Below are 15227 nucleotides of genomic sequence, written 5' to 3'. Positions count from 1 at the left end.
CTCCCGACGCTTCCGCCCGCGCCCCACCGAACCACCGCCACAGCAAGGACCCCTTCGTGAACGACGACTACTACGAGCTGCTCGGCGTCAGCCGCGAGGCCTCGACCGACGAGATCAAGAAGGCCTACCGCAAGCTCGCCCGCTCCCTGCACCCGGACGTCAACCCCGACCCCGAGGCGCAGGAGAAGTTCAAGCGGGTCTCCCAGGCCTACGAGACCCTCTCGAACCCTGACCGTCGTCGCCAGTACGACATGGGCGGCGGCCCGGGCATGGGCGGGTTCCCCGGCGGGGCGTCCTTCGACTTCTCGGACATCTTCGACATGTTCGCCGGCGGCTCGGGCATGCGCGGCCGCGGACAGGGCCCCACCCCGCGCCAGCGCCGCGGAGGCGACGTGCTGCGGCGCACCGAGGTGAGCCTCCGCGACGTCGTCTTCGGCACCGAGCAGGACGTCACCTTCCGCACCGCCGTCGCCTGCGATCGCTGCCAGGGCTCCTGCTGCGAGCCCGGCACGAGCCCCACCCGCTGCACCAACTGCAGCGGCAGCGGCCACGTCCAGCGCGTCGCCCAGTCGCTGCTCGGCCAGATGGTGACGATGGCTCCGTGCCCCGTCTGCGGCGGCCACGGCGACGTCATCGAGTCCCCCTGCACCCAGTGCTCCGGCCACGGCCGCACCCCCAGCGAGCGCACCGTGACCGTGCGGATCCCCGCGGGCGTCGAGGACGGCACCCGCATCCAGCTGCGCGGAGAGGGCGAGGTCGGCGAGGCAGGCGGCCCCGCGGGCGACCTCTTCGTCGAGCTCTCCGTCGCCGAGGACGACGTGTTCGTGCGCGAGGGCTCGGACCTCGTCACCCGCCTGCGGATCCCGATGACCGCCGCGGCGCTCGGCGCGAGCATCCCCCTGGAGACCTTCGACGGCGAGCGCACCGTGGAGATCCAGGCGGGCAGCCAGCCCGAGGAGGAGATCGTCCTCAAGGGCCTCGGCGTCACCCCGCTGCGCCGCAGCACCCGCGGCGACATCCGCGTCGAGCTCGACGTGCAGATCCCCACCCGGCTCGACGACGAGCAGCGCGAGCTGCTCGAGAAGCTCGCGAGCGTCCGCGACGAGGAGAAGCCCGCCGCCACCTCCGGCCGGCGCGGATCGCACGGCATGTTCGGCAAGCTGCGCGATCGCCTCCGCGAGCGCTGAGACCCGATCCGCCGAGGAGCAACCCCGTGCCCGACACCCCCGCCGCCTTCCTCACGCTCGACGACGCCCTCGCCGCGCTCGACGAGGGATCGCGCTACGACCTCACCGGTGAGGAGGGCAGGCACGCGGCGAAGGTCGCGCGCATCCGCGCGGGGGAGCGGATCCTGCTGAGCGACGCGGACGGCCGTCAGGCCCGCGCCGAGGTGACCGAGGCCCGCAAGGAGGAGCTCTCCCTGCGTCTGCTCGAAGCTCCCTCGGATCCGGTGACCCGCTCACCGCGCCTCTCCCTCGTGCAGGCGCTGGCCACCGGCGGACGCGACGAGCAGGCGGTCGAGTCGGCGACCGAGCTGGGCGTGGACAGGGTGACGCCCTGGATCGCGCACCGCTCGGTGTCCGTCTGGAAGGGCGAGAAGCTGCGCAAGGGCCGTGCGCGCTGGGAGAACACCGTGCGCGCGGCGGTCAAGCAGTGCCGCCGGCGGGGGATCCCCGCGGTCGACGAGGCCCGGACCAGCGCCCAGCTCGTCGAGGATCTGCGCGAGCGCAACGCGGCGGGGGCCATGGTCCTCGTGCTGCACGAGCAGGAGTCGGTGGGTCTTATGGGACTCGCCGAGCAGCTGCGCGCCCTGCGGGCCGACGAGGTGCCTGCCGGGGTGCCTGAGATCGTGGTGGTCGTCGGGCCCGAGGGCGGGATCTCTCCGGAGGAGCTCGCGCAGCTGAAGGAGGCTGGGGCGCGATCCGTGCTGCTGGGCCCTGAGGTTCTGCGCTCCTCGACCGCCGGCCCCGCGGCCATCGCCGTGATCAGCGCACTCGTCGGCCGGTGGGGCTGAGAGCGGTCCTCTGAGCGGGCTCGATGCGTGGCCCGACCCCGGGGCACGCACCGAATGTCCTTGTGTGGTGGGTCACGCCATGGAAACCTAGCGACCCATGTCGCTACGCGCCGCTCCGTCCCTCCGCTCCTCGATGATCCGGCGCACCGTGATCCCACCGGGCGCCCCGCTGTCGACGGGATCGGGGACCGACGGCGGAGCGGCGGCCGGGATGCTCGGCGGATGATCCGCGCCGAGCACCTCGTCAAGGCGTTCTCCCGACCCGCGCGCGTCGAGGGGCCCCTGTCCTCCGTGCGCTCGCTGTTCAGCACGCGCCGGGTCCTCACCCGCGCGGTCGACGACGTGTCGCTGCAGATCGACGACGGCGAGATCGTCGGCTACCTCGGACCCAACGGTGCCGGGAAGTCCACCACCATCAAGATGCTCACCGGCATCCTCGTGCCCACTGCCGGCAACGTCGAGGTGGAGGGGATCGTGCCCTGGAAGGACCGGCGCGCGAACGCCCGCAACATCGGCGCCGTCTTCGGCCAGCGCACGCAGCTGTGGACCGACCTGCCCCTGCGGGACTCCTTCGAGCTGATCTCCAGGCTCTACGGACTGGGACGGGAGGACTACCGCCGAGCCCTCGACGAGTTCGTCGACCTGCTGGACATGGGGCCCTTCATGGACACCTCGGTGCGCTCGCTGTCGCTCGGCCAGAGGATGCGCGGCGACATCGTCGCGGCGATGCTCTACCGCCCGCCGGTGCTCTACCTGGACGAGCCGACCGTCGGGCTCGACGTGGTCGCCAAGGTGCGCATCCGCGAGTTCATCGCCCAGCGCAACCAGGACGCCGGCACCACGGTGCTGCTGACCACGCACGATATCGCCGACATCGAGCAGCTCGCGCACCGCGTGGTGATCATCGACGAGGGCCGCATCCTCTACGACGGCACGCTCGCCCAGCTGCGCCGGGAGTACGCCCCGTACCGCGAGATCGTCGTGCGCACGCGGGAGGAGCCGACGCTCGCGCACGTCGGCGACATCGAGCGCACGACCACCCGGCCCGACGGTGACGACCACCTCACCGCCTTCCGCTTCGACCCGGAGCGGATCCCCGCCCCGGCCGCGATCAGCAGGCTCTCCGACGCGCTCGAGGTCCTCGACATCACCTCCCGCGAGCCGGGCGTCGAGGACGTGATCCGTCGGATCTACCTCAGTGGGAGCGTCGGACGGGACGGACGATGACGACCGGCGCGCAGACCGTCCCCGCCCACGACACGGTCCGCGCGGGCAGCGCCCTGCCCCTGGCGCTCGCGGCGCGTGCGCTCGCTGCCGCGTGCGGGCAGTCATGGCGCTCGCAGTTCGTGTTCCGGGCCTCCATGTGGAGCGGCATCGTGGGCGCCGTCCTGCAGGTGATCCTCGTGCACCTGGTGTGGACTGCGGTCTACGGCAGCAGAGAGAGCGTCGCCGGGGTCGACCAGTCCGTCGCGATCACCTACGCCGTCCTCGGCGTGCTCGCCACCCTCGTCTTCCAGCCCTTCGTCTTCGACACCCTCTACGGCCGCCTCCGCACCGGCGCGATCGCCTTCGACGTGATGCGGCCGGTCTCCGCGGTGCCCATGGCTCTGGCCCAGCAGCTCGGCTCGAGCCTCGCGCAGCTGCCCGCCGCCGGCTGCGCGCTCGTCGTCGGGCTCGCGCTCGGCGCCGTGGATCCTCCGCCCACGCTCGCCTCGGGCGTCGCCTTCGCGGTCTCGATCACGCTGGGCCTCGTGATCGCCCAGATCATGAACTTCACCGTGGGTCTCGTCGGCTTCTGGACGCTCGAGGTCGGGGGCGCATTCCTCGTCTACCGCATGCTCGCCCAGTTCAGCTCCGGAGCGCTGATACCGCTGTGGTTCATGCCGGGCGCCCTGCGCGCGGTGCTCGGCTGGCTGCCGTTCTCCGCGCAGATCTTCGTGCCGATCTCCCTCTACGTCGACCCCGACCCCGGGTGGCACACCGTCAGCGCGATCGGCGGCCAGCTGCTGTGGATCGGACTGCTGATCGTGCTGTCGGCGCTCGTCTGGCGCCGCGCGATCCGACGGCTGGTGATCTTCGGTGGCTGAGACGCACGGACCCTCGGAACCCGCCGGGCCGACGGGGCCCGCGCGTCGGGCCGAGACCCTCGCGACACCCGTCCCCGCCTGGCACACGTACACGATCCTGGTGCGCGCGACCTGGCGCAGCATGCGCGTGCATCGTCTGAACCTCGCGATGACGTTCCTGGGCAGCGCGGCGCTGCAGGGAACGCAGCTCGCCTTCATCGGCGTGCTGCTCAACGCCTTCGGCGCGATCGCCGGCTGGAGCGTGGGGGAGGTCGCGCTCCTGTACGGGCTGCGCCTGACCGCGCACGGCGTCTGCACCATCAACTTCGGCCAGCACCGCGGGAGCGCCCAGGCGATCCGCGACGGCGACTGGGACCGTTTCCTGCTGCGGCCCGCGCCGCCGCTGATGCAGCTGCTCACCCGCATGTTCAACCCCGGCACGATCGGCGACCTGGTGCTGGGCCTCGCGATCCTCGTGACCGCCGCCGGCATGGTCGATGTCCACTGGACGCCGTGGCGGATCGCCTACCTCGCCCTCGCGGCGATCGGTGGCGGGCTCGTGGAGGCGGGCATGCAGATCGCGATCTCGGGACTCGACTTCCGCTGGGGCCCGGTCACCCGCGTCAAGGACACGATCGACCGGATCCTCACGGACTTCGGCGCCTACCCGATGAGCATCTTCGGCGTCGTCGGCGGCTGGCTGCTGACGGTGCTGATCCCGCTCGCGTTCATGGCGTACCTGCCGATCACCGTGGTGCTCGGACGGGCCGACGAGGCCGTGGTCCCGTCGGCCGTCGCCGTGCTCTCGCCGCTCGCGGGGCCCGCGCTGCTGGTGGCGGGCGTCCTCTGCTTCCGCCTCATGTCCCGCTGGTACACGAGCCCCGGGAACTGAGGCCCCGCCGACCGGGTCGCCGCCCGGCCGCGGACGCGAGCGGGCCCGGGACCCCTCGGGGATCCCGGGCCCTCCCGGTGTGCGATGGTGCTCCGCACCAGCGCGCGTTTCCCAGCGCGCGTCGCGCGCGTCAGGCGGCGGGCTGCAGCGCCTTCTCCTCGAGGGAGGCGAGGTCCGCGGCCAGACGGGCCACCTTCTCCTCGGCGACGAACAGCTCGCCCTCGAGCGAGAGGTCCTCGCGGAAGCCCAGGCCGAGCGTGTCGACGACGTCGGCGCCGACGCGGCTCATGAGGGTCTCCAGGAGGGGCAGCACCTCGTTCGCGGCGTTCCAGCCGTAGCCGATGAGCAGCACCGGCAGACCGCTCCACTCGCCGTAGAGGAAGTCGACGGCGTTCTTGAGGGCGCCGGGGTAGGAGCCGTTGTACTGCGGCGTGAGGATCACGGCGGCATCGAGGGCGGCGATGCGCTCGCCCCAGGTCCGGCCGTGGTCGGTGGTCTTGTCGGCCCCGGACTTCGGGGACTGAGGCTCGTCGAAGGCGGGCAGCGCGACCTCGCGCAGGTCGATCAGGTCCACCTCGAAGCGGTCGTCGACCGCATCGGAGACCCAGCGCGCCACATGGTCGGCGACGCGGTTCGGTCGGGCGCTGGAGAGGATGATTCCGAGCTTGGGCATTCCGAGGACCCCTTGAAAGTAGTTGACAACTGAACCAGTCGGGGACAGTCAACTCCTTGGGACCCTCGAAAGCCAGGATCATGAACCAGCTGTGGTCGACCCCACGCGCATGCCCGGTCGGCCCGTGGCCCGTAGAATCGGGACCATGATGAGCACCGAGTCCGCCAGCGCCCCGACGCCCGGGTCCGCGGCCGCGATCCGCGTCGACCCCGAGTGCGTCTTCTGCAGGATCGTCGCGGGGGATATCCCCTCCGAGCGCGTCCACGAGGACGAGTCGGTGATCGCCTTCAAGGACCTCTCGCCGAAGGCCCCCGTCCACGTCCTCGTCGTGCCGCGCACCCACCTGCGCGACGTCCGCGAGCTCGCGACCGAGCCGTCCCTGCTGGCCCACGTGGCCTCCGTGGCCGGCGACCTCGCCGCCGATCTCGCGGACGGCGACTTCCGCCTCGTCTTCAACACCGGCGCCCACGCCGGCCAGACCGTCTTCCACGTGCACGCGCACGTGCTCGCGGGCGGAGAGCTCGCAGAAGGAGAGATGTGAGCGACCCCGCCACTCCCGCACCGGGCCCCGAGCCCTCCGTCACCGAGAGGCACCTCTCGATCCCCGACCACCTCAGCCCCCTGCAGGTGCTCGGCGAGTCCGACAGCGCCCTGGACGCCCTGGAGGGGGCTGTCCCGGAGGCCGACATCGTCGTGCGCGGGCACCGCGTCGCGCTGCGCGGCACCGCCGACGCGGTGCGCCGCGGCGAGCACATCGTGCGCTCGCTCATCCAGATCGCGCAGCAGGGGCAGACCGTCACCCCCGAGGCCGTCGGCCGCGCGGCCGCCCTCTACGGCGACGAGCGCGCCGCCGGCGAGCGCATCGACACCGTCCTCTCACAGGCCGTGCTCTCCTCGCGCGGGCGCACGATCCGCCCCAAGACCCTGGGCCAGAAGCAGTACATCGACGCCGTCGAGAACTCGACGGTGACCTTCGGCATCGGCCCCGCCGGCACCGGCAAGACCTACCTCGCCGTCGCCGTCGCGGTGCGCATGCTCCTCAGCAAGCAGGTCGAGCGCATCATCCTCACCCGACCCGCTGTCGAGGCGGGGGAGCGCCTCGGATTCCTCCCGGGCGGGCTCAACGAGAAGATCGACCCCTACCTGCGCCCGCTCTACGATGCGCTCCACGACATGCTCGACCCCGAGTCGATCCCGCGGCTGATGGGCGCCGGCACGATCGAGGTGGCGCCGCTGGCGTACATGCGAGGGCGCACCCTGAACGACGCCTTCATCATCCTCGACGAGGCCCAGAACACGAGCCCCGAGCAGATGAAGATGTTCCTGACGCGTCTCGGCTTCAATTCGACGATGGTCGTCACCGGCGACGTCACCCAGGTCGACCTCCCCGGCGGCCAGCCCAGCGGCCTCAAGGTCGTCGAGCAGGTCCTGCAGGGGATCGACGACATCTCCTTCTGCCGCCTCACGCCGCAGGACGTCGTGCGCCACCGCCTGGTCTCCGAGATCGTCGAGGCCTACGGCCGCTGGGAGATCGGCGGCCGCGACGGGCGCGGCGGTCCCGGCGGCGCGGGCGGACGCACGGGCAGGGGCTCCTCCGGGGGCCGTGGAGGATCCGGCCAGCGCCGGCACGAGAGCAGGAGCACCGGCCGATGAGCACCGAGGTCCGCAACGAGACCACCACCCGCATCGACGAGCGCGAGTTCGTGGACCTCGCGCGCTTCGTGCTCGAGAAGATGCGGATGCACCCGCTCACCGAGCTCTCGATCCTCTTCGTGGACGAGTCGGCCATGGAGCAGCTCCACATCCAGTGGATGGACGAGCCGGGGCCGACGGACGTGCTGAGCTTCCCCATGGACGAGCTCACGCCGGGCACCGAGGACCAGGCCGCCCCCGAGGGTCTCCTCGGAGACATCGCGATCTGCCCGAGCGTCGCCGCCAAGCAGGCCGCCTCCTCCGGGCACAGCGCGGTCGAGGAGATGCTGCTGCTGGCCACCCACGGCATGCTCCATCTCATGGGCTACGACCACGCCGAGGAGGACGAGAAGAAGGTCATGTTCGACCTCCAGCGTCGCCTGCTGCTGACCTTCCTCTCCACGCGCGGCCAGGACGCCGAGTGACGGCGCTGCTCCTCGTCCTCATCCCCCTGGCCGTGCTCGGCATGGTCTGCGGCGGTCTGCTCTCCGCGGCCGACGCCGCGCTGCTGGGCACGTCCCGCGCGGCCCTCGAGCGCCACCTCGAGGAGGCCGAGGCCCCCGAGCGCGTGCGCCGCCGCGTGCTCCACCAGCACGAGGACGCCCCGCACACCCTCGCCGCGATCAGCCTGGGCCGCGTGATCTCCGAGTCGATCATGGCCGTCGCGATCACCGCGATCGTGTTCGAGACCATGGACGGCTGGGTGCTGCCCACCCTGATCTCCGTGGCGATCGCCGTCGTCGGCTCCTTCCTCGTGGTCTCGGTGTCCCCGCGCACGGTGGGACGGCGCCGGCCCGAGCGCTTCTCCACGCTGCTCTCGGGCCTGATCGGCGTGGTGCGCAGCCTCCTCGGCCCGCTCGCGCGCCTCATGATCCATGTGGGCTCGGCCTTCACGCCGGGCGGCAAGATCTCCGGCGGCCCGTACGCGACCGAGGCGGAGCTGCGCCAGTACGTGGACCGGGCCATGGAGAACGAGGAGCTCGAGGACTCCGAGCGCGACATGATCCAGGGCGTCTTCGACCTCGGGGACACGCTCGTGCGCGAGATCATGGTCCCGCGCACGGACATCGTCACGGTCACCGCGGACACCACCGCGGAGAAGGCCATGCGGCTGTTCGTCCGCTCCGGGTACTCCCGGATCCCCGTGGTCGGCGAGACGGTCGACGACCTCCAGGGCGTGCTCTACGTCAAGGACGTCATGCGCACGATCCACTCGCCGTGGGACCCCCGCCCCGAGCGGCCCGTCGCCGAGATCATGCGCGCACCGATGGTGCTGCCCGAGTTCCTCGGGGCCGACGAGGTGCTGCACGCGATGCAGACCCGCCGCGTGCACATCGCGATCCTCGTCGACGAGTACGGCGGCGTCTCCGGGATGGTCACCATCGAGGACGTCCTCGAGGAGATCGTGGGCGAGATCGCGGACGAGCACGACCGCGCCGAGCTGCGCATCGAGGAGCTCGGCGAGGGCGTGTTCCGCGTCCCGGCGCGGGAGAGCATCGGGGCCGCCGGCGAGCTCTTCGGCCTCGACATCGAGGACGAGGACGTCGACACCGTGGGCGGCCTTCTCGCGAAGGCGCTCGGGCGCATCCCGATCCTCGGCGCGGAGGCCGACGCATTGGGCCTGCATCTGGAGGCCGACCGCACCGGCGGGCGCCGCAAGCAGCTCGCGACCGTGCTCGTCAGCCGCACACCCAAGGACGAGCGCGAGGACACCCGCACCGGCGCGGTGCCCGTCGTCGCCGCGCACGAGGACGAGAGCGGCGCCGCCGCCTCCGAGGAGGAGCACCATGCCTGAGAGCGTCATCGGGAGCGGCGAGGCCGACGGGGCCGACGGGACGGACGGGGCCGACAGGACGGATGGGGCCAGCGGGCCCGGCGAGGCGGGCGGCGTCGGGGAGCATCGCGCCGGGTTCGTCGCGCTCGTCGGCCGGCCGAACGTCGGCAAGTCGACGCTCACCAACGCCCTGGTGGAGGAGAAGGTCGCGATCACCTCCTCCAAGCCGCAGACCACGCGCCGTGCGATCCGCGGCATCCTCACCCGCGAGGACGCACAGATCATCCTCGTGGACACCCCCGGGGTGCACCGCCCGCGCACGCTGCTGGGGGAGCGCCTGAACGACCTCGTGCGCGAGACGCTGACCGAGGTCGACGTGGTGGGCTTCTGCCTGCCCGCCGATCAGAAGATCGGCCCCGGCGACCGCTTCATCGCCGAGGACCTCGTCGAGATGCGCCAGGGCCGTCGCGGGCCGAAGGTGGTCGCGATCGTCACCAAGTGCGACCTCGTGCGTCCCGAACGGATCGCCGAGCACCTCATGGACGTCGACCAGCTGCTCGACGTCGATGCGATCGTCCCGATCAGCGCCGTCACCGGGCGCCAGATCGACGACCTCGTCGGCGTGATCGCCGGCCTCCTGCCGGAGAGCCCGCAGCTGTACCCCGACGGGCAGCTCACCGAGGAGAGCGACGAGGACCGCATCGCCGAGCTCATCCGTGAGGCGGCCCTCGAGGGCGTGCGCGACGAGCTCCCGCACTCGATCGCCGTGGTGGTCGAGGAGATCGCCGAGACCGATCCCGACGGCGATCCCTTCGCCGAGATCGCCCCGGGAGAGGGACGCCTGGTGGTGCGGGCGAGCCTCTTCGTCGAGCGCGACAGCCAGAAGGGCATCATCATCGGCCGCGGCGGCTCCCGGCTGCGGGAGGTCGGCTCCCACGCACGCGCCGGCATCAATCAGCTGCTCGGCCGCACGGTGCACCTGGACCTGCGTGTGAAGGTCGCCAAGGACTGGCAGCGCGACCCCCGCCAGCTCGGGCGGCTCGGATTCTGAGACGGGGATCGGGCGCGCGGCACCGGGTGTACGGTGACTCACGTGCTGGGAACGATCCTCCTGCTTAGCCGCCGCGTCGAGGCCTGATACGCCGGGACCTCGCCGCGGCTGCTCCTCTGCCCACCCGGCGACCCGCATCAGCAGACGAAGGATCTTCCGTGAACACCACTGCGACCAGCACCTCCCAGCCCTCCGCCGCCGGCGCGAGCGCCCCGTCGGCTCCCGCTGATCCCCGCACCGACGCGCACACCGGCGAGGTTCCCCCGGTACCGGCCCGCGCCGCGACCGCCGACCCGTCGCTCCCCGTCGTCGGCTCCGACGGCGAGACGCCCCAGCAGCCCTCGGGCATGCCGATCCACAAGTACCTGCCCTTCCACGAGCAGATCCGCGCGGAGCTGCCCGATCGCACCTGGCCCGACGTGCGCATCACCCGCGCCCCGCGCTGGTGCGCGGTCGACCTGCGCGACGGCAACCAGGCGCTCATCGACCCCATGAACGCCGAGCGCAAGCTGCGGATGTTCGAGCTGCTCGTGCGCATGGGGTACAAGGAGATCGAGGTCGGGTTCCCCGCCGCGAGCCAGACCGACTTCGACTTCGTGCGCACGCTGATCGAGGAGGACCGGATCCCAGGCGACGTCTCGATCCAGGTGCTCACCCAGTCGCGCGAGCACCTGATCGAGCGCACCTACGAGGCGATCGCCGGGGCGAAGCGGGCCGTCGTCCACCTGTACAACTCGACCTCGATCGTGCAGCGCGACGTGGTCTTCCGCTCCGACGAGGACGGCGTGCTCGACATCGCCGTGCAAGGCGCCCTGCTCTGCAAGAAGTACGAGGAGACCGTCCCGGACACGCAGATCACCTACCAGTACTCGCCGGAGTCCTTCACGGGCACCGAGCTCGAGTACGCGGTGCGCGTGTGCAACGCGGTCGCCGAGATCATCAAGCCCACGCCCGAGCGCAAGATGATCGTGAACCTGCCGGCGACCGTCGAGATGGCGACCCCGAACGTCTACGCCGACTCGATCGAGTGGATGAGCCGCCACCTGGAGCCCCGCGAGGCCATCGTGCTGTCCCTGCACCCCCACAACGACCGCGGCACGGGCGTCGCCGCCGCCGAGCTCGGCTACATGGCCGGCGCCGACCGCATCGAGGGCTGCCTGTTCGGCAACGGCGAGCGCACCGGCAACGTGGACCTGGTGACCCTGGGCCTGAACCTGTTCAGCCAGGGCGTCGATCCGCAGATCGACTTCAGCGACCTCGACGAGGTGCGCCGCACCGTCGAGCACTGCAACCAGATGCGCGTGCCCGAGCGCGTCCCCTACGGCGGCGACCTCGTGTTCACGGCCTTCTCGGGCTCCCACCAGGACGCCATCAAGAAGGGACTGGACCGGATGGGCTCCGACGCCGAGGCCGCCGGCAAGGAGATCGACGACATGGTCTGGCGGGTGCCCTACCTGCCCGTCGACCCCAAGGACATCGGCCGCTCCTACGAGGCCGTGATCCGCGTGAACTCGCAGTCCGGCAAGGGCGGCATGGCCTACCTGCTGCGCACGGAGCACGGCCTGGACCTGCCGCGACGTCTGCAGATCGAGTTCTCCGGCATCGTCCAGAACATCACCGATTCCGAGGGCGGCGAGGTCTCCGCGGCCTCCCTGTGGGACTGCTTCACCGACGAGTACCTGCCCGCGCAGGACCCGGCCCGCACCTGGGGACGCTTCGGCTTCCACGGAGTGCACCAGGAGTCGGCCGGCGAGGGCTCGGACCGCATCACCGTCGAGCTGCGCGTGGACGACCACGAGGAGACCGTCGAGGGGTACGGCAACGGCCCGCTCGACGGCTTCGTCAAGGCCCTGGCGGGCCAGGGCGTGCAGCTGCGCATCCTCGACTACGCCGAGCACGCGCTGACCGAGGGCGACGACTCCCTGGCCGCCTCGTACATCGAGTGCGAGATCGGGGAGCGGATCTTCTGGGGCGTCGGCATCGACGGCTCGATCACCCGCGCCTCGCTGCAGGCCATCGTGTCGGCGCTGAACCGCGCCGAGCGCGCGAAGGGGTGACCGGGCGCTGCATCGCGCCGTGGAAGGGGCCGACGGGGGCATTCCCGTCGGCCCCTCGCGTCCCCTCCTCTTGAGACGGACTTCTCGGCCCGACGTGTCCTCCACGGGCCGACATATCTTCCACGGGCCGACGTGTCCTCGACGGGCCACTGGTGGGGAGCCGTGGCATATATGCCACGGCTCCCCACCCACGGCCCTTCTACGACACCGCACGGCCGGCGCACGGCGACCGACCTCTGGCAGGCCGCCGCTCCGCGTGCTCTCCAGCTCCTGGCGTCTGAGTAGGCTCGCGCCATGGCGCACGAGGTGAAGACGAAGCCGACGCAGGAGGATCCCGTCGCCTACTGCGCACAGCTCCCGACGCCGCGCCGCCGTGAGGAGGGCGCCCGCCTGCTCGACCTGTTCGGCGAGGTGACCGGGGTGACTCCCGTCATGTGGGGCCCGAGCATGATCGGCTACGGCGAGATGGAGTACCACGGCCGCACCTCGCACGCCACTTGGTTCCGGGTCGGCTTCAGCCCCCGGAAGGCCACTATCTCCCTGTACGGCCTGCAGGGCGATGTCGGGGCGTCGGCGCTGCTCGAGACGCTCGGCAGGCACCGACGCGGCGCGGGCTGCGTGTACGTCAACGGCCTCAAGGACATCGACGGGGACGTGGTGCGCGAGCTCGTCGCACGGGGCTGGAGCAGCGGCATCGCGGGCTGCTGACCCGGAGCGATCCGGGCCCGGCGACCGTCAGGGACGACCGGAGGGACCGCCGACGTCGTCGGCCTCGCCCTCCTGAGGGTCGAGGACCGGGAACTGCCCGGTGATGGCCTCCGGCTCGGCGATCGCCTGCACGGACAGCGCGGCGGGATACTCGTCGGCCGGGAGCGTCTCGAGCTCGCCGTCGCTGGGCGCTGGGCGGCCTTCCGCCCGGTCCGCATCGTCCGCGCCGCGGGCCTGGGCGCGCCGGGCGGTGATCGTGGTCCCTGCGCTCGCGGCGACCACGAGCACCACGGCGAGCAGCCCGTACACGCTGGGCACCTGTGCGAGCAGGAGCAGGCCGGCGATCGTGGCGATCCCGGGCTCGAGGCTCAGCAGGATCCCGAACACGTGCCGGGGCAGTCGACGCAGCGCCGCGAGCTCGAGGGTGTAGGGGATGACCGAGGCGAGCAGGGCGGTGGCCACGGCGAGCAGCAGGAGTCCGGGGCGGGTGACGGCGGTGAGGACGCCGCCGGCACCGAGCGGGAGCAGGGCGAGCGCTCCGATCGCGAGCGCGACCGCGAGTCCGCCCTGGCCGGGGACGTGCCTGCCCACGTGCGCGCTCGCGAGCACGTAGAACCCCCAGAACACGGCGGCGATCAGCGCGAACAGGACCCCGACGGGATCGAGGGCCCCGGCACCCGCGAGGCTCTCGAGTCCGAACATCCCGATGCCCGCGAGGGCGAGCAGCACGCAGGCCAGGTCGGCGAGGCGGCGCGAGAGGATCGCGGAGAGCACGAGCGGTCCCAGGAACTCGATCGCGACCGCGGTGCCCAGCGGGATCCGCTCGATCGCCGCGTAGAAGCTCCCATTCATCGCACCCAGGGCGAGACCGAAGGCGACCACCGCCCGCCACTGCCCGCCGCTCCAGCCGCGCACTGCGGGGCGCACGATGACCAGCAGGATGATCGCCGCGATCCCGAGGCGCAGGCACGTCACGCCCCACGAGCCGAGCGCGGGGAACAGCTGCGCGGCGAGCGCCGCCCCGAACTGCAGTGAGGTGCACGAGCCCAGGATCATGAGCACCGCGGGAGCGACGGGGGACGAGGGGGCGGGCTGCGCGGATGCGGTCGGCGCCGTGCCGGGCTGCGCAGCGGCGGTGGAGTGCACGGACGAGGAGGTCACGGATCGATTCTCCGCTCGATCTCCCGCTCGTGGAAGATCAGCAGCGCGAGGATCCGTGCGCGATATCGTGAAGCGTTGCTGAATGGTCGGTCGAAGGCTCCAGGAGGCCCAATGCTCCACCTCTCCCGGCTGCGCACGCTGCACGAGCTCGCACGCCTCGGCACCGTCGGCGCGGTCGCGCGCAGCCTCTCGTACTCGCCGTCGGCCGTCTCCCAACAGCTGGCCCAGCTCGAGAAGGAGACCGGCACGAGCCTCACCGAGCAGGTGGGCAGGCGCCTCGTGCTCACCGACGCGGGACGCGTCCTCGCCGAGCACGCCGCCGTGCTCCTGGAGGGCGTCGAGCGCGCCGAGTCCGATCTCGCCGCGACCCGGCCCGCGCTCTCGGGCGTGCTGCGGGTCGCCTCGTTCCAGTCGGTGATGCTCTCGCTCATCCCGCCCGCGCTCACGGTGCTCTCGGCCGAGCATCCCGATCTGCAGATCGAGGTCCACCAGCGGGAGGTAGAGCCCGCCTACGAGGGGCTCCTCGCCCATGAGTTCGATCTGGTGCTGGGGGAGGAGTATCCCGGGCTCGACGAGCCGCACAGACCGGGCGTCCAGCGGGAGCCGCTGCTCGAGGACCCGCTCCTGCTGGCCGTCCCGTCGTCGGGCCCATGGTGCGACCCGGAAGGAATCGAGGACCTCGCCGACGCCAGTTGGACGGCGGACCCGGAGACCGTCATGCCGGGCGTCTGGGTGCGCAACCACCTGCGCGGGCTCGGCGTCGAGCCGCGCGTGCGCTTCGAGACCATCGACCTTCTCCTGCAGGCGCATCTGGTGCGCTCGGGACACGCGGTCGCGATCATCCCCGGACTCGTGGCGCGCGAGCACCTGGGGTCGGCGAGGCTCCTCGAGCTCGCCGGTGCGCCCCGTCGGCGGGTCCATACGGCGGTGCGCAGCGGCCGCCGTGATCACCCGGCCACACGGGCGCTGCGCACGGCCCTCGCGGAGGCCGCCGCCTCGCTGGATTCCGCGGTCCCGCCGAAACTCTCTTGAGATCAAGATAAAGTGGGTGTGCGCCGTGCCGCACTGCGCAGGGTCGCCCTGCACCGGACCGCACCGCACCGCATAGGCCCGCAACAGCCCCGCACTCACAGATGGAG

Annotated in this window: 15 protein-coding genes; 13 read left to right on the top strand and 2 right to left on the bottom strand. The window is 71.8% G+C overall.

Annotated elements, in window-relative coordinates:
* Window positions 1-56: 56 nt before the first annotated feature.
* The 5 genes from dnaJ to I8D64_RS01890 all read left to right on the top strand — a co-directional run bounded on the left by dnaJ (window position 57) and on the right by I8D64_RS01890 (window position 4972).
* Window positions 57-1187, top strand: coding sequence for a molecular chaperone DnaJ (gene dnaJ, locus I8D64_RS01910; RefSeq protein WP_200500809.1), 1131 nt, complete (start codon window positions 57-59; stop codon window positions 1185-1187).
* A gap of 26 nt (window positions 1188-1213) precedes the next feature.
* The gene (locus I8D64_RS01905) at window positions 1214-2014 is read left to right on the top strand and encodes a 16S rRNA (uracil(1498)-N(3))-methyltransferase (protein WP_200500808.1); all 801 of its coding nucleotides are present in this window, start codon (window positions 1214-1216) and stop codon (window positions 2012-2014) included.
* Window positions 2015-2236: 222 nt separating this feature from the next.
* Window positions 2237-3241, top strand: coding sequence for an ABC transporter ATP-binding protein (locus I8D64_RS01900; protein WP_200500807.1), 1005 nt, complete (start codon window positions 2237-2239; stop codon window positions 3239-3241).
* On the top strand, window positions 3238-4101 hold the full coding sequence (locus I8D64_RS01895) for an ABC transporter permease (protein ID WP_200500806.1): 864 nt from the start codon (window positions 3238-3240) through the stop codon (window positions 4099-4101). Before I8D64_RS01900 ends, I8D64_RS01895 begins: the two co-directional genes overlap by 4 nt.
* On the top strand, window positions 4094-4972 hold the full coding sequence (locus I8D64_RS01890; protein WP_200500805.1) for an ABC-2 family transporter protein: 879 nt from the start codon (window positions 4094-4096) through the stop codon (window positions 4970-4972). Before I8D64_RS01895 ends, I8D64_RS01890 begins: the two co-directional genes overlap by 8 nt.
* A gap of 130 nt (window positions 4973-5102) precedes the next feature.
* Here I8D64_RS01890 and I8D64_RS01885 read toward each other — a convergent pair whose 3' ends face one another.
* Window positions 5103-5645, bottom strand: coding sequence for an NADPH-dependent FMN reductase (locus I8D64_RS01885; RefSeq protein WP_200500804.1), 543 nt, complete (start codon window positions 5643-5645; stop codon window positions 5103-5105).
* 148 nt (window positions 5646-5793) lie between these two features.
* Here I8D64_RS01885 and I8D64_RS01880 point away from each other — a divergent pair, with 148 nt between their 5' ends.
* The 7 genes from I8D64_RS01880 (at window position 5794) to I8D64_RS01850 (ending at window position 12927) form a co-directional block, all read left to right on the top strand.
* Window positions 5794-6186 carry a histidine triad nucleotide-binding protein gene (locus I8D64_RS01880; RefSeq protein WP_200501239.1) on the top strand — a complete coding sequence of 131 codons (393 nt, stop codon included), beginning with the start codon at window positions 5794-5796 and terminating at the stop codon, window positions 6184-6186.
* The gene (locus I8D64_RS01875) at window positions 6183-7298 is read left to right on the top strand and encodes a PhoH family protein (protein WP_200500803.1); all 1116 of its coding nucleotides are present in this window, start codon (window positions 6183-6185) and stop codon (window positions 7296-7298) included. The genes I8D64_RS01880 and I8D64_RS01875 overlap by 4 nt, the downstream gene beginning before the upstream one ends.
* Complete coding sequence (gene ybeY / locus I8D64_RS01870; protein WP_200500802.1) at window positions 7295-7762, top strand: rRNA maturation RNase YbeY; 468 nt, start codon at window positions 7295-7297, stop codon at window positions 7760-7762. The genes I8D64_RS01875 and ybeY overlap by 4 nt, the downstream gene beginning before the upstream one ends.
* Window positions 7759-9132 carry a hemolysin family protein gene (locus tag I8D64_RS01865; protein ID WP_239202755.1) on the top strand — a complete coding sequence of 458 codons (1374 nt, stop codon included), beginning with the start codon at window positions 7759-7761 and terminating at the stop codon, window positions 9130-9132. The genes ybeY and I8D64_RS01865 overlap by 4 nt, the downstream gene beginning before the upstream one ends.
* A complete protein-coding gene (gene era, locus I8D64_RS01860; RefSeq protein ID WP_200500801.1) occupies window positions 9125-10162 on the top strand; it encodes a GTPase Era in 1038 nt (345 codons plus the stop codon). Before I8D64_RS01865 ends, era begins: the two co-directional genes overlap by 8 nt.
* 347 nt (window positions 10163-10509) lie before the next feature.
* Window positions 10510-12219 (top strand): 2-isopropylmalate synthase, encoded by a 1710-nt coding sequence (leuA, locus tag I8D64_RS01855; protein WP_246482692.1) that lies wholly within the window; start codon window positions 10510-10512, stop codon window positions 12217-12219.
* Window positions 12220-12513: 294 nt separating this feature from the next.
* Entirely contained in the window at window positions 12514-12927 is a 414-nt protein-coding gene (locus tag I8D64_RS01850; protein ID WP_200500799.1) for a DUF1801 domain-containing protein, read from the top strand.
* Between the two features lie 27 nt (window positions 12928-12954).
* On the opposite strand, the gene I8D64_RS01845 is transcribed toward I8D64_RS01850, so the two are convergent.
* Window positions 12955-14088, bottom strand: coding sequence for an EamA family transporter (locus I8D64_RS01845; protein WP_343068388.1), 1134 nt, complete (start codon window positions 14086-14088; stop codon window positions 12955-12957).
* Between the two features lie 111 nt (window positions 14089-14199).
* On the opposite strand from I8D64_RS01845, the gene I8D64_RS01840 reads away from it, so the two are divergent.
* Window positions 14200-15120, top strand: coding sequence for a LysR family transcriptional regulator (locus I8D64_RS01840; RefSeq protein ID WP_200500798.1), 921 nt, complete (start codon window positions 14200-14202; stop codon window positions 15118-15120).
* Window positions 15121-15227 lie beyond the last annotated feature (107 nt).

Origin of the sequence: Brachybacterium halotolerans, assembly GCF_016623465.1 — a bacterium.
In the GTDB taxonomy this organism is placed as follows: Bacteria; Actinomycetota; Actinomycetes; order Actinomycetales; family Dermabacteraceae; genus Brachybacterium; species Brachybacterium halotolerans.
The sequence above is the reverse complement of the archived record's forward strand: the minus strand, read 5'-3'. Positions and strand labels throughout refer to the sequence as shown.